Origin of the sequence: Methylobacterium sp. 88A (assembly GCF_000376345.1) — a bacterium.
GTDB classification, from domain to species: domain Bacteria; phylum Pseudomonadota; class Alphaproteobacteria; order Rhizobiales; family Beijerinckiaceae; genus Methylobacterium; species Methylobacterium bullatum.
The window spans coordinates 1735541-1758142 of sequence record NZ_AQVT01000001.1; the positions used below are offsets into that span (position 1 = coordinate 1735541).

At 67.5% G+C, this 22602-nt stretch carries 22 protein-coding genes; 16 read left to right on the forward strand and 6 right to left on the reverse strand.

Annotated elements, in window-relative coordinates:
- Positions 1-6 precede the first annotated feature (6 nt).
- Positions 7-924: an alpha/beta fold hydrolase BchO gene (gene bchO / locus A3OM_RS0108260; RefSeq protein WP_018043270.1), complete on the forward strand. Its 918-nt coding sequence runs from the start codon at positions 7-9 to the stop codon at positions 922-924.
- A gap of 12 nt (positions 925-936) precedes the next feature.
- Here the strand turns inward: bchO and A3OM_RS0108265 are convergent, their stop codons facing one another.
- Positions 937-1806, reverse strand: coding sequence for an amino acid ABC transporter substrate-binding protein (locus A3OM_RS0108265; protein ID WP_051074387.1), 870 nt, complete (start codon positions 1804-1806; stop codon positions 937-939).
- Between the two features lie 381 nt (positions 1807-2187).
- On the opposite strand from A3OM_RS0108265, the gene A3OM_RS0108270 reads away from it, so the two are divergent.
- From A3OM_RS0108270 to A3OM_RS26095, 6 genes are all read left to right on the forward strand, one after another.
- Positions 2188-3315: a pyridoxal-phosphate dependent enzyme gene (locus A3OM_RS0108270; protein ID WP_018043272.1), complete on the forward strand. Its 1128-nt coding sequence runs from the start codon at positions 2188-2190 to the stop codon at positions 3313-3315.
- Between the two features lie 13 nt (positions 3316-3328).
- Entirely contained in the window at positions 3329-4003 is a 675-nt protein-coding gene (locus A3OM_RS0108275) for a helix-turn-helix transcriptional regulator (protein ID WP_026175840.1), read from the forward strand.
- Positions 4003-4974 (forward strand): ornithine cyclodeaminase family protein, encoded by a 972-nt coding sequence (locus tag A3OM_RS0108280; protein ID WP_018043274.1) that lies wholly within the window; start codon positions 4003-4005, stop codon positions 4972-4974. Before A3OM_RS0108275 ends, A3OM_RS0108280 begins: the two co-directional genes overlap by 1 nt.
- Before the next feature lie 126 nt (positions 4975-5100).
- Positions 5101-6630, forward strand: coding sequence for a phytoene desaturase (locus A3OM_RS0108285; protein ID WP_018043275.1), 1530 nt, complete (start codon positions 5101-5103; stop codon positions 6628-6630).
- Complete coding sequence (locus A3OM_RS0108290) at positions 6611-7714, forward strand: phytoene/squalene synthase family protein (RefSeq protein ID WP_018043276.1); 1104 nt, start codon at positions 6611-6613, stop codon at positions 7712-7714. Before A3OM_RS0108285 ends, A3OM_RS0108290 begins: the two co-directional genes overlap by 20 nt.
- The gene (locus tag A3OM_RS26095) at positions 7711-7863 is read left to right on the forward strand and encodes a hypothetical protein (protein WP_018043277.1); all 153 of its coding nucleotides are present in this window, start codon (positions 7711-7713) and stop codon (positions 7861-7863) included. Before A3OM_RS0108290 ends, A3OM_RS26095 begins: the two co-directional genes overlap by 4 nt.
- A gap of 183 nt (positions 7864-8046) precedes the next feature.
- On the opposite strand, the gene A3OM_RS0108300 is transcribed toward A3OM_RS26095, so the two are convergent.
- A complete protein-coding gene (locus A3OM_RS0108300; RefSeq protein WP_018043278.1) occupies positions 8047-8925 on the reverse strand; it encodes an SDR family oxidoreductase in 879 nt (292 codons plus the stop codon).
- Positions 8926-9001: 76 nt separating this feature from the next.
- On the opposite strand from A3OM_RS0108300, the gene A3OM_RS0108305 reads away from it, so the two are divergent.
- On the forward strand, positions 9002-9430 hold the full coding sequence (locus tag A3OM_RS0108305; protein ID WP_026175842.1) for a helix-turn-helix domain-containing protein: 429 nt from the start codon (positions 9002-9004) through the stop codon (positions 9428-9430).
- 163 nt (positions 9431-9593) lie between these two features.
- Here the strand turns inward: A3OM_RS0108305 and A3OM_RS25135 are convergent.
- Positions 9594-10399, reverse strand: a protein-coding gene (locus A3OM_RS25135) for an IS5 family transposase (protein WP_085984205.1) whose coding sequence is annotated in 2 segments (ribosomal slippage) — positions 9594-10069 and positions 10069-10399 — 807 coding nt in all. Because the reading frame shifts where the segments join, the coding sequence is not laid out codon by codon here.
- A gap of 170 nt (positions 10400-10569) precedes the next feature.
- Positions 10570-11469: a Dam family site-specific DNA-(adenine-N6)-methyltransferase gene (locus A3OM_RS0108315; RefSeq protein WP_018043280.1), complete on the reverse strand. Its 900-nt coding sequence runs from the start codon at positions 11467-11469 to the stop codon at positions 10570-10572.
- A gap of 44 nt (positions 11470-11513) precedes the next feature.
- Here A3OM_RS0108315 and A3OM_RS0108320 point away from each other — a divergent pair, with 44 nt between their 5' ends.
- Both A3OM_RS0108320 and A3OM_RS23665 read left to right on the forward strand, forming a co-directional pair.
- A complete protein-coding gene (locus tag A3OM_RS0108320) occupies positions 11514-11777 on the forward strand; it encodes a helix-turn-helix transcriptional regulator (protein ID WP_026175844.1) in 264 nt (87 codons plus the stop codon).
- Entirely contained in the window at positions 11774-12664 is an 891-nt protein-coding gene (locus tag A3OM_RS23665) for a hypothetical protein (protein WP_051074310.1), read from the forward strand. The genes A3OM_RS0108320 and A3OM_RS23665 overlap by 4 nt, the downstream gene beginning before the upstream one ends.
- An 82-nt stretch (positions 12665-12746) precedes the next feature.
- Here A3OM_RS23665 and A3OM_RS0108330 read toward each other — a convergent pair whose 3' ends face one another.
- Both A3OM_RS0108330 and crtD read right to left on the reverse strand, forming a co-directional pair.
- Positions 12747-13646, reverse strand: coding sequence for a hypothetical protein (locus A3OM_RS0108330; protein ID WP_018043283.1), 900 nt, complete (start codon positions 13644-13646; stop codon positions 12747-12749).
- Entirely contained in the window at positions 13604-15154 is a 1551-nt protein-coding gene (gene crtD, locus A3OM_RS0108335; RefSeq protein WP_018043284.1) for a 1-hydroxycarotenoid 3,4-desaturase CrtD, read from the reverse strand. The genes A3OM_RS0108330 and crtD overlap by 43 nt, the downstream gene beginning before the upstream one ends.
- Before the next feature lie 86 nt (positions 15155-15240).
- Between crtD and A3OM_RS0108340 the strand changes: the two genes are divergently transcribed.
- From A3OM_RS0108340 to bchZ, 6 genes are all read left to right on the forward strand, one after another.
- Positions 15241-16110: a polyprenyl synthetase family protein gene (locus A3OM_RS0108340; RefSeq protein ID WP_018043285.1), complete on the forward strand. Its 870-nt coding sequence runs from the start codon at positions 15241-15243 to the stop codon at positions 16108-16110.
- A gap of 237 nt (positions 16111-16347) precedes the next feature.
- Entirely contained in the window at positions 16348-17499 is a 1152-nt protein-coding gene (locus A3OM_RS0108345; protein WP_018043286.1) for a methyltransferase, read from the forward strand.
- Between the two features lie 100 nt (positions 17500-17599).
- Positions 17600-18535: a chlorophyll synthesis pathway protein BchC gene (gene bchC, locus A3OM_RS0108350; RefSeq protein WP_018043287.1), complete on the forward strand. Its 936-nt coding sequence runs from the start codon at positions 17600-17602 to the stop codon at positions 18533-18535.
- Entirely contained in the window at positions 18532-19518 is a 987-nt protein-coding gene (locus A3OM_RS0108355) for a chlorophyllide a reductase iron protein subunit X (protein ID WP_018043288.1), read from the forward strand. The genes bchC and A3OM_RS0108355 overlap by 4 nt, the downstream gene beginning before the upstream one ends.
- Positions 19519-19523: 5 nt before the next feature.
- Positions 19524-21101 (forward strand): chlorophyllide a reductase subunit Y, encoded by a 1578-nt coding sequence (gene bchY, locus A3OM_RS0108360; RefSeq protein ID WP_018043289.1) that lies wholly within the window; start codon positions 19524-19526, stop codon positions 21099-21101.
- Positions 21101-22567: a chlorophyllide a reductase subunit Z gene (gene bchZ, locus A3OM_RS0108365; protein WP_018043290.1), complete on the forward strand. Its 1467-nt coding sequence runs from the start codon at positions 21101-21103 to the stop codon at positions 22565-22567. The genes bchY and bchZ overlap by 1 nt, the downstream gene beginning before the upstream one ends.
- Positions 22568-22602 lie beyond the last annotated feature (35 nt).

Consider the following 22602-nt stretch of genomic DNA (forward strand, 5'->3'; position numbering starts at 1 on the left):
TCCAGCATGCGCGCGCCCGCCGAACGACCCCGCTGGGAGCGCGAGGGCGCCGACTGGCCGCACCGGGAGGCGAGCCGCTTCGTCACGGCCTCCGGCCTCAACTGGCACATCCAGGAGATGGGGGAGGACGGGGCACCGACCGTGCTGCTCCTCCACGGCACGGGGGCCGCCACCCATTCCTGGCGCGGGCTGATGCCCCTCCTGGCGACGCGGTTCCGGGTTCTCGCCCCGGACCTGCCGGGCCACGGCTTCACCGACCCGCTCCCCGCCGCGAAACTCTCCCTGCCGGGGATGGCGAGCGCCGTCGGCGACCTCCTCGACAGCCTCGCCCTCCGCCCGAGCCTGGTCGTCGGCCATTCGGCGGGGGCGGCGCTCCTGGTCCGGCTCTGCCTCGACGGGCGGATCGCGCCCGACCTCCTGGTGGCGCTCAACGGCGCGCTCACCCCGTTTCCCGGCCTCGCCTCGGTGCTGTTCCCGAGCATGGCGCGGCTGCTCTTCCTCAACCCCGTGACCCCAAAACTCTTCGCCTGGACCGCCGACCGCCCGGCGGTGGAGCGCCTGATTCGCGGCACCGGCTCGCGCCTCGACCCGCAGGGGCTCGATCTCTACCGACGCCTGTTCCGCACCCCCGGCCACGTGGCCGGGGCGCTCGGCATGATGGCGAACTGGGACCTCGCCACCCTCGACCGCGCGATCCCCCGCCTCGCCACCCCGACGCTCCTCGTGGTCGGCAGCGAGGACAAGGCCATCGCCCCCGACACCGCCTTCGCCCTGAAGACGCGCCTGCCCCACGCCCGCGTGGAGCTGCTGCGCGGCCTCGGCCACCTCGCGCATGAGGAGGCGCCGGAGAAGGTGGCAGAGGTGATTTTTGGGGCGATGGATTTGGCGGTGGGGGAGGCGGTTGGGGCTGGCGTATCGCCGTGACGATAGGAGATGTCAGTAGGCTGCTGGATCGCTACTATCGATCGGTTTGGCAAACTGCTTTAGCATCGCTTCACTCATCGGCAGTTTCATATTGATGCCGCGCGGCGGAATCGGCTGCATGAACCACCTGTTGTAAAGCGCTTTGCCTTCTGCGCTCATGTAGAGTGTGCGCGTGGCGTCATCGACGACTCGCTTGAAGTCCTGATCATCTTTACGAAGGATGATGCCGTAGGGCTCGGGCTTCGACAGTGTCTCCGAGGAAATCTCGTAGGCCTCGGGCGTCTTCGAGTTGGCGACGAACGAGGCAAGCAGCACGTCGTCCATGACGAAGGCAGCGGCGCGGCCGGTTTCGACCATGAGGAACGCTTCGGCGTGGTCCTTTGCCGGCAGGATCGTCAGGCCGAGATTACGCTGATTGTTGGCGTCGATGATCTGCAGGATATTCGAGCTACCGGAGGTCGAGACGACGGTCTTGCCCTTCAAGTCTTCAACGATGTGCAGGTTTGCCGACTTCTTCGAGACGAAGCGGGTCGCGGTCAGAAAGTGAGAATTGGTGAACGCGACCTGCTTCTGGCGGTCGATATTGTTCGTGGTCGAACCGCATTCCAGATCAAGGGTGCCGTTGGCGATGAGGGGAATACGGGTCGACGGTGTTTCCGGGATCAGGCGCACATCGAGTTTGTCGAGCTTGAGGGCGACCTTCACCGCGTCGACAATCTTGTAGCAGATGTCCATCGTGTACCCGACCGGCTTCTGGTCACCGCCAAGGTAGGAAAACGGCACTGAGGAATCGCGGAAGCCAAGCGCAATCGCGCCAGTCTCATGGATCTTCTTGAGTGTCCCCGTCAGCTCGGCGGCACCGGCTCCATCCGCAACAAGCATCGTGAAGGTAGCAAACACTGCTGAATAGCACCTGCGCATCATGATCATCCAATGTTATACAGGTGTCAGCGTCACCTGACAGGTAATAAGCGCTGGAGCGATCAGGACGATTGAGGCGCAGTCAATGACTTGCCGTCGCGATGATCTAAACCGCGTCACGCTGATATCTAGACACTTAGTCCAACAACAGACATTTCAACAAGTCAAAAAAGCAGGCGTCCCTGCCGCATTTGCAGGCGCAGTGCGCGGCGTTGCCGTAGGGCCATTCGGTCAGGCGTTTCGCCGGATTGTCAGCATGGATGAGCGGCGAAATTATGTGGACATAAAGTCCATTTCTGGACATAATATCCAGACTTCAGCGCCAGTAAGCGAGGACCCGGAATGTCGTCCGCCAGCTATATCGACCCCCGCGACGGGACACTCTATCCGCTCGACGTGCCCCGGTGGTGCTCGAACGATCGCACGCCGCTGCTCGTCACGCCAGGTCGCGGCATATCCCGGGACGACGTGGAAAGCCGGACGCGCTCGCTATGGCGCTATCGGGCATCCCTTCCGATCGCCATCGCCGATCCCATCACGATGGGTGAGGGATGCACACCGCTGATCGAGCGGCCATGGGGCGACCTGCGCCCGTTGTTCAAGCTGGAATGGTTTAATCCAACCGGAAGCTTCAAGGATCGTGGCTCGTCCGTGATGCTGTCCTTCCTCCGGCAGATCGGCATCTCTTCCGTGCTGGAGGACAGTTCGGGCAACGGCGGCTCATCCATTGCCGGCTTCGGCGCTGCCGGGGGCATGGGCGTGAAGATCCTGGCACCCGCCTCCACCTCACCGGCCAAGATCGCCCAGGTGCGTGCCTACGGCGCCGAGGTGCAGCTGGTCGAGGGACCGCGCGAGGAATCGGAAGCGGAAGCCATCCGGCAATCGGATCAGACCTTCTACGCCAGCCACAACTGGCAGGCCTTCTTCCTCGAAGGGACCAAGTCGCTGGCTTATGAGCTGTGGGAAGACCTTGGCTTCAAAGCACCCGACAACGTCATCATCCCCGTCGGCGCGGGCAGCAGCCTTCTCGGCTGCGCCTTCGGCTTCCGCGAGTTGCTGAAGGCCGGGCAGATCGCGAAGCTGCCGCGCCTGTTCGTGGCCCAGCCGCTGAACTGCTCGCCGATCGACGCTCGTTTCCAGGCCGGCGTCGATACATTTGTGCCGCGCGAGGTGCACAAGACCATCGCGGAAGGCACAGCCATCAAAAATCCGCTACGCATGCGTCAGATCATCGAAGCCCTCAGCGAGAGCGGTGGCGGCACCATCGCGCTGACCGAGGACGAGATCGTCGCGGCGCTGCGCGGTCTTGCCCGCCGAGGCCTGTTCGTCGAGCCGACCTGCGCCAGTGCGGCGGCCGCTCTGGACAAACTGTCCAGAGCGGGCACCATCACGTCACATGAAACCACCGTGGTGATCGTCACCGGAACCGGCCTGAAGGCCGCCGCGACCGTCGCCGATCTCGTTCAATAGAGCAGGACGTATTGTGAACAGGAAGCAGGCAGATTTGGCGCGGTCAGCGGCCGCGAACAAAGAGGTTTTGTTCGTGCAGCTCCAGCAGATTGCACAGGGGCTCGGCGAGACCTTTGCTCCGTTCTGTGAGGTCGTGGTGCATGACCTGACCGATCCGAAGAATGCGATCGTCGCCATTCACAACAACCTGTCCGGCCGTGAGGTCGGACAGCCGGCGACGGAACTCGGGCTCGCCCGCATCGCAGACCCGGACTATCCGCAGATCATCGCGAACTACGCCAATGCCTTCGCGGACGGGCGGCAGGCCAAGAGCACATCGGTCGGTATCAAGGACGCGAGTGGTGCCTATGTGGCAGCGCTCTGCCTGAACGTCGACCTGACACTGTTCCAAAGCCTGCAAAGTGCCATCGGCCAATTCACTCATGTCGATGCAGAGAACGGCCCCGGGGAAACTCTCAACCCCGCCAATGCGGACGCCATCCGGGCACGTATCGACCTGTTTGCGGCCCAGCAAGCGACGACGCCACGGGCTCTCAAAACGGAGCAGCGCCGGATGCTGCTGCGAGAACTGAAAGATACCGGCTGCATGCAGGTGCGCCGCTCCTCGGAGGTCATCGCGGCCCATCTAGGTGTGTCCCGCGCCACCGTCTACGCCGACACCAAGCAACTCACGGACGCAGTCAAGTGATGCCCAGCGACGCCGAACTCCTCATCCTGTCCGGCCCCCAAGTCGAGCCACTGCTGCAGCCGGCCGATGTCCTCGCTGCGGTTCGCGAAGCCTTCATCCTGCACAGCGAGCGAAAGGGTCGTGTCTTTCCGCTGGTGCGCGAACGCCTCGACACCGGCGGGGTGTTCGGCATCAAGTCGGGCGATGTGCAGGCGCAAGCCCTGCTCGGCTTCAAGGCGGCCGGATTCTGGCCGGCGAACCGCGGGCTGGGCGGTGAGCCGCATCAGGCGACGGTGATGCTGTTCGATCCGGCCACGGGCCGGCCGACCTGCCTCATCGACGGCAACGCCATTACCACGACCCGCACCGGTGCGGCCGGAGCCCTGGGACTCCGGGAACTCGCTCGCCCCGATAGCGCGAGCCTTTGTATCTTCGGAACCGGCGTTCAGGCACGTATTCAGTTGACGCTTGCCCTGGCCCTGCTGCCGGCGATCCGGCAGGTTCGATATTTGACCTCGCGCGGCACTCCCGACGCAGGTTTTGAAGCGGCGTTTGCCAAGCAAGGCACGGTACAGCATGCAATAGACGCCAATGCTGCTGTTACTGACAGCGATATCGTCATTACCGCGACACCTGGACGGTCTGCGCTGTTCGCTGCCGATGCCGTGCGGCCGGGCACGCATATCAACGCGGTTGGAACGGACACCATCGGCAAACGCGAGTTGCCGGAAGGACTGCTGGATCGTGCACGGGTGTTCACGGACGACCGGGAGCAATGCCGGACCATCGGCGAAGGTCAATGGTATGACGGCTTCGATGTCACGGAGATCGGCGACCTTTTGACCGGTCGGGTCCAGTTTGCCCGGAGGACAGAGGACGTCACCGTGTTCGACATGACCGGTATAGCCCTGCAGGACCTGACGGTGGCCCGCATGCTGCTGCAACGCGCGGGGGAGGGCGGATATGGCACACGCATGCATTGGCCATGGTGAAACGCAAAGTCTCCAACCGCTGAAAGGCTAGCGGACGAGCTCCCCCTGGACACAGCCCTCAAACATCCACACCCCACTCCCCAAATCACCACTTGCCTCCCTAATTTCCCCTGATAGTGTCACCCTATGTTGACACTCAGCGATGTGCCGACCTCCTCGTCCCGGCCGGCCAAGCGCCCCCATGCGGTGGTGATCGGCAGTGGCTTCGGGGGGTTGGCCGCCGCGATCCGGCTCGGGGCGCGGGGCTACCGGGTCACGGTGCTGGAGCGGCTGGAGCAGCCCGGCGGGCGGGCGCGGGTGCATCGGCAGGACGGCTTCACCTTCGATGCCGGGCCGACCATCGTCACCGCGCCGTTCCTGTTCGAGGAACTCTGGACCCTGTGCGGGCGGCGCATGGAGGACGACGTGGTCCTGGCGCCGATGCTGCCGTTCTACCGCATCCGCTTCGAGGACGGCGCGACCTTCGATTACAGCGGCGATCTCGACGCCATGCGCGAGGAGGTGGCGCGGTTCTCGCCCGGGGACGTGGCCGGCTACGAGCGCTTCATGGAGCGCTCGCGGGCGATCTGCGAGGTCGGGTTCGAGCGGCTCGGCCACGTGCCCTTCACGTCGGTCGCCGACATGCTGCGGATCATGCCCGATCTGATGCGGCTGGGCGGGCATCGCAGCGTCTACGACGTGGTGGCGAGCCATATCCGCGACGAGCGCCTGCGGACGATCTTCAGCTTCCACCCGCTCCTCATCGGCGGCAGCCCGTTCCGGGCGAGCGCGATCTACTGCCTCATCGCCCATCTCGAACGGCGCTGGGGCGTGCATTTCGCGCTGGGCGGCACCGGCCGCCTGGTGGACGGGCTCGCCGGGCTGATCCGGGGGCAGGGCGGGGCGCTCCGCTGCGGCGCGGAGGTCTCGCGCATCCTCGTGGAGGACGGGGCCGCCACCGGCGTCGCCCTCGCCTCGGGCGAGCGCATCGCCGCCGACATCGTCGTCTCCAACGCCGATTCCGCCTTCACCCACCGCACCCTCCTGCCCGACGGGGTGCGGCGGCGCTGGACCGACCGCCGGCTCGACCGGTCGCATTCCTCCATGGGCCTGTTCGTCTGGTATTTCGGCACGAACCGGACGTTTCCGGACATCGCCCACCACACCATCCTGATGGGGCCGCGCTATCGCGGGCTCATCGACGACATCTTCCGGCGCAAGGTTCTGTCGAAGGATTTCAGCCTCTACCTGCACCGCCCCACCGCCACCGATCCGCTGCTGGCGCCGCCGGGCTGCGATGCGTTCTACGTGCTCTCCCCGGTGCCCAACCTCGCCGGCGGCCAGGATTGGGCGGTGGAAGCGGAGCCCTATCGCCGCGCCATCGCGCAGCATCTCGAGGCCACCGTGATGCCGGGCCTGTCGGAGAGCATCGTCACCTCCAAGGTGACGCATCCGGGGGATTTCGCGGCCGATTTCCTGAGCTTTCGCGGCTCGGGCTTCGGCCTCGAACCGGTGCTGACCCAATCGGCCTGGTTCCGGCCGCACAACGCCTCCGAGGACGTGGCGCGGCTCTACCTCGTAGGGGCCGGCACCCATCCCGGCGCCGGCCTGCCCGGCGTCCTCTCCTCCGCCCGAATTCTCGATACCGTGGTGCCGGATGCGCGCGTCTTCGCCTAACCTTTCCCGGCTTGACTTACTTCGGCCGCCCCTCTGGGCGATCCCCCATGCGGAGGCGGCCGACCACGCCGCCTGCCGGGCGGCGATCCGCACCGGGTCGCGCAGCTTCTTTGCCGCCTCCGCCCTGCTGCCGCCCTCCATCCGCCGGCCGGCCTACGCGCTCTACGCCTTCTGCCGCCTCTCCGACGATGCGGTGGACGACGTCGCCGAAAGCGGACGCCGCCCCGCCGTGGCGCGGCTGCGGATGCGCCTCGCCCGCGCCTATGACGGACAGCCCTGCGACGCCCCGGCGGACCGGGCGCTGGCCGACATCGTCGCCGATCACGCCATCCCCCAGGCGCTGCCCGCCGCCTTGATCGAGGGCCTCGCCTGGGATGCGGGCGGCCGCCGCTACGAGACGCTTGCCGACCTCACCGCCTATGCGGCGCGGGTGGCCGCCTCGGTGGGCGCGATGATGACCCTGGTCATGGGCGTGCGCGACACCGACGTGCTCGCCCGCGCCTGCGACCTCGGCATCGCCATGCAATTCACCAACATCGCCCGCGATGTCGGCGAGGACGCGCGGGCCGGCCGGCTCTACCTGCCGCGCGCCTGGCTGCGGGAGGCGGGGATCGACCCGGACGCGTTCCTGCGCCAGCCCGCCTTCAGCCCCGCCCTCGGCGGCGTCGTGGCGCGCCTGCTGGCGGCGGCGGAGCTTCTCTACGCGCGCTCGGAATCCGGCATCGCCGGCCTGCCCCCCGCCTGCCGCCCGGCGATCCGCGCGGCGCGGCTGATCTATGCCGAGATCGGCCGCGAGGTGGAGCGGGCGGGCTACGATTCGGTCTCCCGCCGCGCCCGCGTGGACGGGCGCCGGAAGCTCGCGCTCCTCGCCCGCGCCCTGGTCTCGAGCGAGGACAGGGCGGCCCTGCGCGAAACACCCCTGCCGGAAATCCTGTTCCTGATCGAGGCGGTGGCCGCACTTCCGTCGATGGCGCCCCGGATCCCACCCTGGTGGAACGTCCCGGCGCAGGTAGCGCAGGTGCTCGACCTGGTGGAGACCCTGCGCGAACGTGAGGCGCTCGGCCGCGCGCCCGCCCCCTCGTGAGCGACCGGCTCTTCGCCGCCTTCGACATCGGCCTCGTCTTCGCCCTCGCGCTGGGGCTGGCGCTCTGGCAGCTCATCGTCGTCCGGCGCAGCATCGCCAAGGACCGGGACGCCGCCGCCCGCCGCCCCCCGGACGATCCCGCCGGGTGAGGGCGTTCCTCTCCAGTTCCTCCCCACAAGGCGACTTGATTCATTCATCCACTGGACGGCCGGTCTTTATCCGAAATGGTTCGGCACGAAGCGCGACAGGTTCCCTCTCCTGAAAGGAGAGGGGACCCGCGCCCGCCGGAGACCGTAGCGATCCTTCGGAAATGGTCTGGCCCGAGGCCGGCCTCACCCCAGCGCGGCGGCGATGCTGGCCGACAGCGGCGTCGTCGGGCGGCCGATGAGCGTCGAGAGCTGGCGGCCCTCGTCGAACAGGGCGCCGTGCGCGGCGTCCACGTCCCACGCGGCGAGGGAATCGGCCAGGACGTCCGGCAGGCCGAAGCCCTTGAGCAGCGCCGCATAGTCCGCCTGCGGCAGGTCCCGGTAGGGGATGTCGCGGCCCGTCTGCCGGGAGAGGTCGGCGGCGAGATCGGCCAGGGTATAGGCCGCGTCCCCCGCCAGTTCGTAGGTCCGACCCTCATGGCCGTCGCCGGTGAGCACGAGGGCGGCGGCCTCGGCGAAGTCGGCCCGCGCGGCCGAGGCGATCCGGCCGTCACCGGCGCTGCCGAGGAAGGCGCCGCCGGCGAGCGCGCCGGGAATCGAGGCGGTGTAGTTCTCGGTGTACCAGCCGTTCCGCAGGATCGTCGCCGGCAGGCCTGATGCGGCGATGGCGGCCTCCGTGGCGCGATGCTCGCCGGCCAGATTGATCGGCGAGGTGTCGGCATGCAGGAGGCTGGTATAGACGAGCCGGCCGATCCCGGCCGCCTTCGCCGCGGCGATGACGTTCCCGTGCTGGGCGACGCGCCGGCCGACCTCGCTCGAGGAGATCAGCAGCAGGCGCTCGATGCCCCGGAAGGCCTCGGCCAGGGTTTCGGGCCGCGCGTAATCGGCCACCCGCACGACGACGCCCCGGTCTCGCAGGCCTTGAGCAGCCTCGCTCTCCAGGGATCGCACACCGGCGGCGACGGCGCCGGCCGGCACCCTTTCCAGCAAAGCCGCGATGACGAGGCGCCCCAATTGACCGGAGGCGCCGGTGACGAAGAGCGTCGGATGAGGGGTGTCGGACATGGCGGGCTTACCCAGGGTTCACTTTCGGCACAAGGGAACTAGTTGAGACCGCATCGGCTGTGAAGGAGGCAGGATTTTGGGACAAGGTGACGCCGAGGGAACCGCCCCAGCACCGGCTCAGGCCGAATTGGCGCGGACCTTCGCGGGCTGGCGGACGAGGGCGTTCGAGGCCTCCCGCTGTCCCGTCCGCAACGTGCTGGACCGGACCGGCGACAAATGGTCGATCCTGATCCTCACCGCGCTCGCCGGCGGCCCGCACAGGTTCAGCGCGATCCTCCGGCTGATCCCCGACCTCTCGAAACGGATGCTGACCCAGACCCTGCGCGACCTCGAACGCGACGGCTACATCGCCCGCACGGTCTACCCGACCAAGCCGCCCAGCGTGGAGTACCGCCTGACCGCTCTCGGCGGCACGCTCATGGAGCCCCTGGCGGCCCTCGTCCGCTGGGCGGAGCGGAGCCATGCGGAGATCGAGGCGGCACGGGTGCGGTTCGATGGGGGGTAGGAGGCAAGCTCAATTGCACTGACGGCTATCATCGGCCTCGGTTCAGCGCGTGATGCGCGGATGTGCAATAGCATCCGCTGCTCTCGCACCGACACGTTGGCAATTACCGCCCCTAGCTTGATCACCAATCGTATCGCTATGTACGGCCAGACATTAAGAGCGCCTAACAGAACCGTTTGATCTGGTTGAGAGTGATGAGACTGGTCGCGAGGCTCGTGAAGGCCTCGTAGATGTCGCTGCGTCGCTCGTAGCGGACGGGTAGGCGGCGGAAGCGGTTGAACCACGCGTGGGTACGCTCGACGACCCAACGATGCCGACCGAGTTTCTCGCTGCTTTCGATACCCTTCCGCGCGATGCGCGGGACGATCCCCCGCGCCCGGCACTCCTGTCGGCGGGGTCGGGCATCGTAGGCCTTGTCGGCGTGCAGCTTGTCCGGACGGCGTCGCGGTCGCCCTCGTCGGCCACTCCGCAGAGGCGGAATGGCATCGAGGGTGGCCGCCATCATGACGGTGTCGTGTCGGTTGGCCCCGCTCAGGCAGAAGCCGAGCGGCGTGCCGCGCGCGTCGGTGACGAGGTGGCGCTTTGTGCCCGGCTTGCCCCGGTCCGTCGGGTTCGGGCCGGTGGCAGGCCCCCTTTTTTAGCCGGGACAGACGCGCTGTCCAAGCAAGCCCGGTTCCAGTCGATCTCACCCGCTGCGTGCAGGCGCTCCAGCAGCACGTGATGCAGGCGGCTCCATACGCCCGCCGCCTGCCAATCCCGCAGCCGCCGCCAGCAACTCATGCCGGAGCCGCAGCCCATCTCGGCCGGCAGCATCTCCCACGGCAGACCCGAGCGCAGCACGAACAGGATGCCCGTCAGTGCGGCCCGATTCTCGATCGGACGACGCCCGCCCTTCGGACGGGACCGAGGCGGCGGGAGGAGCGGAGCGATCTCATCCCAGAGATCATCGGGGAGAAGCGGTCTGGCCATGCAAAACCAACGCTCGACATCCGACTCGGTGCCGTTCTGTTAGGCGCTCTAAAGCTGTGTGACTGCATGACCAAGAGAATGTCGCATAGATTAGCGCTACGATTTCCAATCGTCAAAGTCCAATCAAGAATAAGCTGAGGTCTCTCCAATATTCTCCCGTTTGAATAGGCTCAGTAAGTCAACAACAAACGGTCGTGAACGACCTCGTGCTCCAATGTTTCGCCGCTAAGTTGAAAGCGACGCAACATCGAGCGGCCGACGTTCACTGCAATCTCTCTCTCAAACAAGCCGTCCGGTATACGAATATCACAAAAAACTGAGCCGGACTTCTTAGTACCGTCGATGCTCAAGATGACATGAACACCCCGTGACTTACAATCTGCAATTGCGGCCATCAATTGCGCCAAGTTAAAACTCTGAGCCCCGTATAGAATTGCCTGTGTATGAGTATAGGGGGGATCACAATATACGATGTCGCCCGCTTTTGCATGCGACATCGCCTCTTGATAATCTAGGCGCTCAAAGCGGGCGCCCTCAACGCGCTCCCGCCAGACACGTACCCGCTTCTCGAACGACACTAGCGGGACAGGTTCGTGCGGACCGCAAGGTGTTGACATGTACCCGTCCCGGCGAAATCGGACGACACCTCCGTAGCAAGCTCGAGAGAGATATACGAAATCGGCCGGGTTGGGGTGCGAGTTGTAGCTCGCCAACACCGTGTCGTACGCCACTTGCTTTCCCATCTGGGCACGCATGGTAAGGCGCTTGCCGTACCAGCCAACCAACGCATCGGGATTGTCCTTCAGCGCCTGCCAGATACCAATTAGCGGGGCGAAGATGTCCGAGCCTATAGCTCTCGGAGGAGCGTACGTTCCCAGAACCGCCGCAGATCCTAGGAACGGTTCAAAGTAGGTGCCGGCCGTCGCTGGGAAGAAGTCCGCGATCTCGTGGGCGAAGCGCTGCTTGTTGCCTACCCACTTTAGAAGCTGTTGCTTGAAAGGCTCGTGACGAAACGTCGTGATCGGAACCACGTCGCGCTCGACTCGCGCATCAAAGAACGCGTACTGCATAGACCTCACCTCAACCGTCGATCAATCTTATTCGATTTAAGGATATGCGTCAACGACCTTTGGCTGACGGCCGACAAAGCGCTGTCCTGGGATGCGTCCTACGTGAGGCGCGAGTTCACGCTGGGTTGAAGCAGGCCGAGCTTGCCGACCGGCTCGGCATTCCACAGAGCTTCGTTAGCAAATGGGAGACCGGGCATCGGCGCTTGGACCTTATTGAACTTAGGATCGTTTGCGGAGCAGTGGGCATTGACATTCAATCCCTCATCGCCGCTTTCGAGCGCGAGATCATTAAAGAGGCATACCCGTGAAGCCCGATGAACGGTTCGTAAAGCAAGATAAATCTTTCTGGGCATGCGTACGCTCTCTAAGCCAGGACCTCGGATACACCGAACGAAAAAAAGATAAAGTTAAGATTCCTTCAATCGAGGACATGCGTAGGGGGTTTGTAAATCTTGAATTGAACCCTGAAATTATTGCAGATCAACGTAATAGGCCGACAGATCTAGCTAAAACACTACGTTCATATTTCGAGTACCGCGCCGATGTGCTAAATAGACATGCACAGACGAAGCTGTTGCGGGTGGACGAAGCACGTGAAATGTATGAGCGAACGCTGGGCCTATTTAAGGAAAAGCCAAAATGCCCGCTTCCTATGAACAAGCAAAAGGAAGAGAAGAAGGACCATGCTTTTTTGACGTGCGTGGTCAATATGCTCATTGAAAAGCACTCGGGCGGAGCCGATTGCGACTACGACCCCCGTAAGCTCACCACCATCACAAAGGACGGCGTGCCACTGCGGACCCTTGCGCGAAGGGTGGACGGAGCATTCCCGCGTTCCGTGAACCCGGTCGCGATCTGGGAGATAAAGGAATATTACTACACGACAACTTTTGGCTCTCGGGTTGCAGATGGCGTTTACGAGAGCCTACTGGATGGGTTGGAGTTAGAAGAACTTCGTGAGAGCCACAACGTAGATGTGAAACACTATCTCATTGTGGACGCGTATGAAACATGGTGGGGCAAGGGTAAAGCTTATCTATGTCGGATGGTCGACATGCTACATATGGGCTACGTCGATGAATTACTGTTTGGGTCCGAAGTCGAGGAGCGCATACCTATTCTTGTGAAGGAATGGATGAAGCTGGCTGGCAGCAACACGGACCGCGGTGATGCAGACCCGGCCGCACCGGCGTAGAGTAAGTTTAAAAGCCTCATTCCAGACAAGTTTTTACAAGTAGCTTTCTCTGCACTGCTAGCGGAAAAGCCGGCAGCCCCCATCACCCCACCCGCCGCGGCATCCGGAACGGCAGCATGAACTGCACCAGCGGGTTGCGGAATCGGTCGAGGGACAGGCTCTCGTGGACCGGGCGCACGGGCTCGCCGTCGAGGGTCGAGGCGAGGAGCGAGCGGGCGTAGAACGGCGTGTCCTCGAAGGTGCGGACGACCGTGGAGGCCCCGTCGTCGCTCCGCGTGGTGCGGGGCATGCGCCAGAACCGCGTCGGCGGCAAAGCAGCGGGGAGCGGCGGGCGGATGTCGCGGCGGGTGCCGTCGGCGGCAAAGCGCAGGGAGAGGTTCTGGAGGCTGCCGTCGCGGCGGTGCACGTCGTAGAGGATCGCCGATCCGTCCTTGAGGTCGGCCCGGCACCAGGTCCAGTCGCTGAAATCCCGGCCCAAAGCGGTGTCGCCGTGGTTGGTGTCGAAATAGGCGGTGCCGCGCCAGGACAGGCTCGGGGCGTCGAGGGTCACTTCCACGGGGGAAGAGGGCGCCATCGGCCACCAGCGGTGCCGGCCCTCCGCGTCGAGGGTGAAGGTGTCCCGCGTGAAGCCGTTGGGGCGCAGGCGGATCGTGCCGCGCACCCGCGAGGGGATCGGCGCCGTCACCTCGTCGAGGGTGATGGTGAGGGTGGTGCCGTCCCAGGCGAGACCGCTCGGGCCGATTCGGATCTGCGACGCGTCCCGGCTCAGGGCATCCCGGCCGCGCTCGGTCATGCAGAAGCGGTTGGCGCGCTCCCCGTAGAGCACGACGTTCATGGTGCAGTGGTCGAACGGGTCGCGGCTGAGGTCCAGGGCGTAATAGGGCGAGAACACGCTGCCGATGAAGGCGATGATGGTGAGCCCCTGGCGGCCGTCCTCGCTCAGGGCGTCGACATACCACCAGACGTAACCGTCCCGGGCCACCGGCGTGTCGAAGCGCGGCCCTTCGCGGCGAGATCGGCCAGCAGGCTGTCCGCCGCGATCCGCCCCGATTGCGCCGCCATCGGCACCCCCGGCCCCGGATGGACGCTGCCCCCCGCCAGATACAGCCCCGGCAGCGCCGTCCTGGCGCCCGGACGCTTGAACGAGGCCATCCAGCCGTGCGAGGCCCGGCCGTAGAGGGCGCCCCCCGTCGCCGGAAACAGCCGCTCGAACCCCGCCGGATCGGTGGTCACCGTCCCGGGCGTCGCCTCGATCGTCAGCCCGCATTCCGTCAGCTTGCGACGCAGATTGGTCTCGCATGTGGCGATCTCCGTGGGGGCGAGGGGGCGTTCGAGGCCGAGAGCCGGGGCGTTGACGAGGCAGAGCAGGCGCTCGGGTCGGTCGAGGGCCGAATCGTCGTCGGCGCGGTCCTGCGCGCAGACATAGATTGTGGGGTCAGAAGGCAGCCGGCCGGCGCGGAGCTCCGCGAATTCGTTCGCGTAATCGCCCGAGAAGAACACGGTGTGCCGCACCAGCGGGAAGCCGGAAGTTTTGGCCTTCGCGCAGAGCGTCACCGCCGAGAGGGAGCGGGCGTTCGACGGCACAGCCTCCACGGCCCGCGCCGCGCGCGATCCGAACAGGCCCGCGCCGAGGGCCGCCGCATCGGCATTGGCCACCACGAGATCGGCCGCGATCCGCTCGCCATCGGCGAGGTCGACACCGACGATGCCGCGCCCGTTCTCCACCGCGATGGCGGCCACTTCGGCGCGATAGCGGATGCGGGCGCCGTTTTCCTGCGCCAGTTCGGCGATGATGGCGGCGAGGCGGCTGAGACCGCCCTCCACATGCCAGACGCCCTGGCTCTCCACATGCGCCACCAGCATCAGCGTCGCCGGGGCCTCGAAGGGCGAGGAGCCGCAATAGGTGGCGTAGCGCCCGAACAATTGGCGCAGGCGGGGATCGCGGAAATATTCGCCGAGCGCCCCCCACAGGGTGGTGAAGGGCTGGATGCGCAGCAGACCGCCGAGGCCCGACAGGCCGACGCGGCGGCCGAGATCGACCGGGCTCGGCCGCTCGCCCCGGATGAACGGCCCTTCCAGCGTGCCGTAGACCTCCGCCGCGCGGGCGCGGAAACGGCGATAGCCGTCCTCCTCGCGGGGGCCGGCGAAGGCGCGGATCGCCGCTGCCGAGGCTTCGGGATCGGCGAACAGGTCGAGGCGCTCCCCCGCCCCCCAGGCATGGCGGGCGAGGATGGAGGCCGGGCGGAGCTCCACGCGGTCCGACAGGTCGGCGCCGCATTCCGAAAAGATCTCCTCGAAGACCCAGCGCATGGTGAAGACGGTGGGGCCGGCCTCCACCCGCGCCCCGTCCGCCGCGACGCTGCGCATCTTGCCGCCGGGCGCGGCCGCGCGTTCGAGCACGGTGACGTCGAGCCCCGCATGGGCGAGGCGCAGGGCCGCCACCAGCCCGCCGATCCCCGCTCCGATCACCGCAACCCGCTGTGCCGCCACTGTGTCACCCGTTTCTGCCTTGACGAGTGTCAATATTATCTGACACTTTGCAATGGCAATACGAAAAGACACCAGGGAGTGGCGCCATGGATGCCAACCGCCGGATCGAGCAGGCTCTCGACGCTGCCGTCGCCCATGCGGAGGCGCCCGGCGCGCCGCCGCTCCTGGCCGAGGCGATCCGCTACGCGGTCTTTCCCGGTGGCCACCGCATCCGGCCCCGGCTCTGCCTCTCGGTGGCGAGGGCCTGCGGCGACGACGATCCGGCGGCCTCCGACGCGGCGGCGGCGGCGATCGAACTCATCCACTGCGCCTCCCTGGTCCATGACGACCTGCCCTGTTTCGACGATGCGCCGACGCGGCGGCAGAAACCCTCGGTCCATGCCGCCTTCGGCGAGCCCCTGGCGGTGCTGACCGGGGATGCGCTCATCGTCTCGGCCTTCGAGACCCTGGCGCGGGGTGCTGCGCGCTCGCCGGCCCGGCTCGCCGCCCTCGTCGGCCTCGTCGCCCGCGCGGCCGGTTCGCCCAACGGCATCGCCGCCGGGCAGGCCTGGGAATCGGAACGGCATGTGGGGCTCACCGAGTACCAGCAGGCCAAGACCGGCGCGCTGTTCGCGGCGGCCACGGTCACCGGCGCGGCGGCGGCGGGCGCGCAGGCGCTGCCGTGGCGGCTGCTGGGGGAATGCCTCGGCGAGGCCTATCAGGTCGCCGACGACCTGCGGGATGTCGCCTGCCGCCAGGAAGAGATCGGCAAGCCGGTGGGCCGCGACGCCACTTTGGGCCGGCCCAACGCCGCCGCCCTGCTCGGCATGGCCGGCGCGCTCGCGCGGCTCAAGCGCCTCGTGCGGGAAGCCGTGGAGGTGATCCCCGCCTGCCCCGGCGCCGATCAACTCCGCGCCGAGATCGAGGCGCAGACGCGCCTGTTCCTGCCGGCGAGCCTGGCGCGGGAATTGGCGTGAGCGGGGCTTGACCCGATGTTGCGGGCCGATTCCGCGCCTGACGCGACGCCGATCATGAACCCTCCCCCCTCTGCGGGGGAGGGTGCCTGCGGAGCAGGCGGGAGAGGGGGCGACCTCTCCGGAGATGGCGCTCCCCTCTCCCGACCCTCGCTGACGCGAGGGCCACCCTCCCCCACACCAAGTCGGGCCTGCCCGACTTGGTCAGTCAGAGACGGATCTCGGGCAAGCCCGAGATCCGTGGGGGGAGGGGGACAGCGCGCGACCTGGCGCGAGCGCTGGCTCGCCTTCCGCAACCGCACCATCGCCAACCCGGCCTTCCAGCGCTGGGCCGCCGCGTTTCCGCTGACGCGGGGAATCGCCCGGCGCAACACCCGCGCGCTGTTCGATCTCTGCGCCGGCTTCGTCTATTCGCAGACCCTGTTCGCCTGCATCAGGCTCGACCTGTTCGCCATCCTCGCCCCCGGCCCGCTCGGGCTCGAGGCCCTGGCCGAGCGGACCCTCCTGAGGCCGGAGCGGGCGTTGCGCCTGCTGGACGCCGCCGCCTCGCTCGACCTGCTGCGGCGCCTGCCCGACGGGCGCTTCGCCCTGGCCGATCTCGGCGCGGCGCTGATCGGCAACCCCTCCATCGCCGCCATGATCGAGCACCATGCGCTCCTCTACGAGGATCTGCGCGACCCGGTGGCGCTCCTGCGCGGGGAGGGGGGCACGAGCCGGCTCGCCGCCTATTGGCCCTATGCCGGAGCGGCCGGCGCCACGGCGATCCCGGCCGAGGCGGTGGCGGAGTACTCGGCCCTCATGGCCGCCTCCCAATCCCTCATCGCCGAGGACATCCTCGACGCCTATCCCATGCACCGGCACCGCCTGCTGATGGATGTGGGGGGCGGCGAGGGGGCTTTCCTGCGCGCGGCCATGCGGGCGACGCCCGGTCTCGCCGTCCGGCTGTTCGACCTGCCGGCGGTGGCCGCCCGCGCCACGGAGCGTTTCGCGGCCGAGGGCCTGTCCCACCGCGCCGAAGCCCATGGCGGCAGTTTCCGCACCGCGCCCCTGCCGACGGGTGCCGACGTCATCTCCCTCGTCCGGGTCGTCCACGACCATGACGACGACACCGTCCGCCTGCTCCTGCGCGCCGCCTACGACGCGCTCGGTGATGGCGGCACGCTCCTGATCGCCGAGCCGATGGCCGGGACGGCGGGGGCCGAGCCGGTCACCGACGCCTATTTCGGCTTCTACCTGCTGGCGATGGGAAGCGGCCGCTGCCGCCGCCCCGCCGAGCTGACCGCGCTCCTCCAGGAGGCCGGTTTCCGCGACTGCCGCGAGATCCCGACGCGGCGCCCGCTCCTGACCCGCCTGCTGGTGTCCAGACGAATTGACACGCTGCAGCGTAAGTAAGGCTTGACGAATAAAAGTGTCAATCTAGGATGACACATCGAACAAGCGCCGCACCCGTCGCCATCGGGTCGAGGCACGAGACAGGGGAGGGTCGAACACGATGCACGCGCTGGCCGTCCTCTTCGAACGCCCCGAACACCTGTCGCTCGCCGAACTCGCCCTCGATGCTCCGGGCCCGGCCGACGCGGTGGTGGAGACCCTGTGGAGCGGCATCAGCACCGGCACCGAGCGCCTGCTCTGGACGGGCCGGATGCCGCCCTTCCCGGGCATGGGCTATCCGCTGGTCCCCGGCTACGAATCGGTGGGAGAGGTGGTGGAAGCCGGCCCCGCCTCCGGCCTCGCGGTCGGGCAGCGGGTCTTCGTCCCCGGCGCCCGCTGCTTCGGCCCGGTGCGCGGCCTGTTCGGCGGCGCGGCCTCCCGCCTGGTGAGCGAAGGCGCGCGCCTCGTTCCCATCGATGCGGATTTGCGCGAACACGGCATCCTGATCGCCCTGGCGGCCACCGCCTACCACGCTCTCCACGCCCGCCCGGAGGGCCGCTCGCTCATCGTCGGCCACGGGGTCCTCGGGCGGCTTCTCGCCCGCCTGACACGGATCGCCGGCGGCGAGCCTGTGGTGTGGGAGACGAACCCGGTCCGGGCCACGGGCGCGCAGGGCTACGAGGTCCTGCATCCGGATGCGGACGAGACCCGCGATTACGGCGCCATCACCGATGTCAGCGGCGACGCCGCGATCCTCGACACGCTGATCGGGCGGCTCAGGCCCGGCGGCGAGATCGTGCTCGCCGGTTTCTACGAGGCGCCGCTCTCCTTCGCCTTCCCGCCCGCCTTCCTGCGCGAGGCCCGCATCCGCGTCGCCGCCCAGTGGCGGCCGGAGGATCTCGCCGCGGTCCTGACCCTGATCGAGGGGGGGCGCCTCTCCCTCGACGGCCTGATCACCCATCGTGAACCGGCGGCGCACGCGCCGTCCGCCTATCGCACGGCGTTCGGCGAGCCCGAATGCCTGAAGATGATCCTCGATTGGAGAGCCGCTTCATGAACATGCAGCTGAACGGAGCCGCACTCCTGCGCGCCGAAGCCGCCATCGAGCCGGATGCGGCCCCCGTCTCCGCCACCAAGGAGACGCAGATCATCGCGATCTACGGCAAGGGCGGCATCGGCAAGTCGTTCACCCTGGCCAATCTCAGCTACATGATGGCCCAGCAGGGCAAGAAGGTCCTGCTCATCGGCTGCGACCCGAAGAGCGACACCACCTCGCTCCTGTTCGGCGGCCGCGCCTGCCCGACCATCATCGAGACCTCCACCAAGAAGAAGCTCGCCGGCGAGCAGGTCGCCATCGGCGATGTCTGCTTCAAGCGCGACGGCGTCTACGCCATGGAGCTCGGCGGCCCGGAAGTCGGGCGCGGCTGTGGCGGGCGCGGCATCATCCACGGCTTCGAACTGCTGGAGAAGCTCGGCTTCCACGAATGGGGCTTCGACTACGTCCTGCTCGACTTCCTCGGTGACGTGGTCTGCGGCGGCTTCGGCCTGCCGATCGCCCGCGACATGTGCCAGAAGGTCATCGTCGTCGGCTCGAACGATCTTCAATCGTTGTATGTGGCCAACAACGTCTGCTCGGCGGTGGAATACTTCCGCAAGCTCGGCGGCAATGTCGGTGTCGGCGGCCTCGTCATCAACAAGGACGACGGAACCGGCGAGGCCCAGGCCTTCGCCGCCGCCGTGGGCATCCCGGTCCTGGCCTCGATCCCGGCCGACGACGACATCCGCAAGAAGAGCGCGAATTACGAGATCATCGGCAGGCCCGAGAGCCAATGGGGCTCGCTCTTCGCGGATCTGGCCCAGAACGTCCACGACGCGGCGGCCAACCATCCGACACCGCTCTCCCAGGACGGCCTCCTCGGCCTGTTCAAGGGCGAGGCCGTCGGCCGCGGCGTCACCCTGGTCCCCGCCACCTTCGAGGATATGTGCGGCACGGCCCTGGTCGTGAAGCCGTCCCTCGAAGTCGTCTACGACGAGGTCTGACGCGCATGGCCGTCTCCCTCGACATCGCCGATCTGCGCGCCCGCAAGGAGCGTCCCGCCTCGACCCTGGCTCCCGCCGCATTGCCCGCGGAGGCGGTCAATCTCGCCGCCACCGAGACCGACGGGCTCGGCTGCCATTCCGGCAAGGACGCGATGCGGGCGGCCGCCGAAGCCGCCGGGATGTCGGAGACGCTGGAGCAGCTCAGACAAGACTACCCCCAAGGGCCGCACGACCAGCCCCAGAGCATGTGCCCGGCCTTCGGCTCCTTGCGCGTCGGCCTGCGCATGCGCCGCACGGCGACGATCCTGTCGGGCTCGGCCTGCTGCGTCTACGGCCTCACCTTCACCTCGCATTTCTACGGGGCCAAGCGCAGCGTCGGCTACGTCCCCTTCAATTCCGAGACCCTCGTCACCGGCAAGCTGTTCGAGGACATCCGCGAGGCGGTGTTCGACGTGGCCAAGCCCGCCGATTACGACGCGGTCGTCGTCATCAACCTCTGCGTGCCCACCGCCTCCGGCGTTCCGCTGCGCCTCCTGCCGAAGGAGATCGACGGGGTCCGCATCATCGGCATCGACGTGCCGGGCTTCGGCGTGCCGACCCATGCGGAAGCCAAGGACGTGCTCGCCGGGGCCATGCTGAAATTCGCCCGCTCCGAGGCCGAGCAGGGTCCGGTCCAGGCCCCGCGTCTCGGCCGCTCCGAGCGCCCCAGCGTGACGCTGCTCGGCGAGATGTTCCCGGCCGACCCGGTGGTGATCGGCGGCCTGCTGGAGCCGCTGGGCCTCAGCGCCGGCCCGGTGGTGCCGACCCGCGAATGGCGCGAACTCTACGCGGCCCTCGACTGCGCGGCGGTGGCGGCGATCCACCCGTTCTACACCGCCTCGATCCGCGAATTCGAACTCGCCGGGCGCCCCATCGTCGGCTCCGCCCCCGTGGGCCATGACGGCACCGCCGACTGGCTCGACCGGATCGGCGAGGCCTGCGCCGTACCGCGCGCCACGGTGGAGGCCGCCAAGAACCGTCTCCTCCCGATGATCCGGGGGGCGCTGGCCGCCACACCGATCAAGGGCCGGATCACGCTCTCGGGCTACGAAGGCTCGGAACTGCTGGTGGGCCGGCTCCTCGTCGAGAGCGGGGCGGATCTCGCCTATGTCGGCACCGCCTGCCCGCGCACGCCCTATTCGGAGGCCGACCGCGACTGGCTGGAATCACGCGGCGTCATGGTGCGCTTTCGCGCCTCGCTGGAGGACGATCTTTCCGCCATGCGCGAGTTCCGCCCGGACCTCGCCATCGGCACCACGCCGGTGGTGCAGGCGGCCAAGGAGCGGGCGATCCCCGCCCTCTACTTCACCAACCTGATCTCGGCCCGCCCGCTCATGGGCGTCGCCGGAGCCGGGTCGCTCGCCAAGGTCATCAACACGGCGCTCGGCAACCGCCACCGGTTCGACGCCATGCGGGACTTCTTCGACGGGGTCGGCGAGGGCCATGCCGCCGGCATCTGGGAAGAGGTGCCGAAGGTCCGCCAGAACGTCGCCTCGGCGACGCGCGGAAAACCCTCCCACAACCCGATCGGGGAGATGGCCTGATGCTCGTCCTCGATCACGACCGGGCCGGCGGCTACTGGGGCGCCGTCTACGTCTTCACCGCCATCAAGGGATTGCAGGTCGTCATCGACGGACCCGTCGGCTGCGAGAACCTGCCGGTCACCTCGGTGCTCCACTACACCGACGCGCTGCCGCCGCACGAACTGCCCATCGTGGTCACCGGGCTCGCCGAGGAAGAGCTCGGCCGCCACGGCACCGAGGCCGCGATGAAGCGGGCGCATGCCACCCTCGATCCGGGGATGCCGAGCGTGGTCGTCACCGGCTCCATCGCCGAGATGATCGGCGGCGGCGTGACGCCGGAGGGCACCAACCTCCAGCGCTTCCTGCCGCGCACCATCGACGAGGACCAGTGGCAGACCGCCGACCGGGCGATGTCCTGGCTCTGGCAGGAATACGGCGCGCGCAAATTCGCCAAGAAGGGCATCCCGGCAAGGCCTCCCCGCAAGGAGGGCGAGCGCCCCCGCGTCAACATCATCGGCCCGGCCTACGGCACCTTCAACATGCCCTCGGATCTGGCCGAGATCCGCCGCCTCGTGGAGGGGATCGGGGCCGAGGTGAACCTCGCCTTTCCGCTCGGCTCGCATCTCGCCGACGTGCCGAAACTCGTGAACGCGGACGCCAATATCTGCCTCTACCGCGAGTTCGGCCGCCTGCTCTGCGAAGCCCTCGAGCGGCCCTACCTGCAGGCGCCGATCGGGCTTCACGCCACCACCAAGTTCCTGCGCAAGCTCGGCGAGATCCTCGGCCTCGATCCGGAGCCCTTCATCGAGCGCGAGCGCCACACCACGATCAAGCCGGTCTGGGACCTGTGGCGCTCGGTGACCCAGGACTTCTTCGGCACGGCGAGCTTCGGCATCGTCGCCTCGGACACCTATGCGCGGGGCGTCCGCCGCTTCCTCGAAGACGAGATGGGCCTGCCCTGCACCTTCGCGATCTCGCGCCGGCCCGGCGCCAAGACCGACAACGCGGCGGTGCGCGAGGCCATCAAGGCCAACCCGCCCCTCGTCCTGTTCGGCTCGTTCAACGAGCGCATGTACGCGGCCGAATGCGGATCGCGGGCGGTGTTCGTGCCGGCCTCCTTCCCCGGCGCCATCATCCGGCGCCATACCGGGACGCCGTTCATGGGCTTCTCGGGCGCGACCTACCTCATCCAGGAGGTCTGCAACGCCCTGTTCGACATGCTCTTCCACATCCTGCCCCTGGCCCGCGACATGGACCGGGTCGAGGCGACGCCGGCGCGGATCCATCGCGAACTGCCCTGGGACGAGGCCGCCCGCACCCTCCTCGACGACCTCGTCGAGGCCCATCCGGTGCTGGTGCGGATCTCGGTGGCCAAGCGCCTGCGCGACGCCGCCGAACGGGCGACCCGGAATGCCGGACAGGAGCGGGTCTCCCCGGCCGAGGTCGAGCGCGCCCATGCGGACCTGACCCTCGGAGCGGCGGCATGAGCGCCCCCGCCCCACACCCTCTTTCCGGCTGGAGC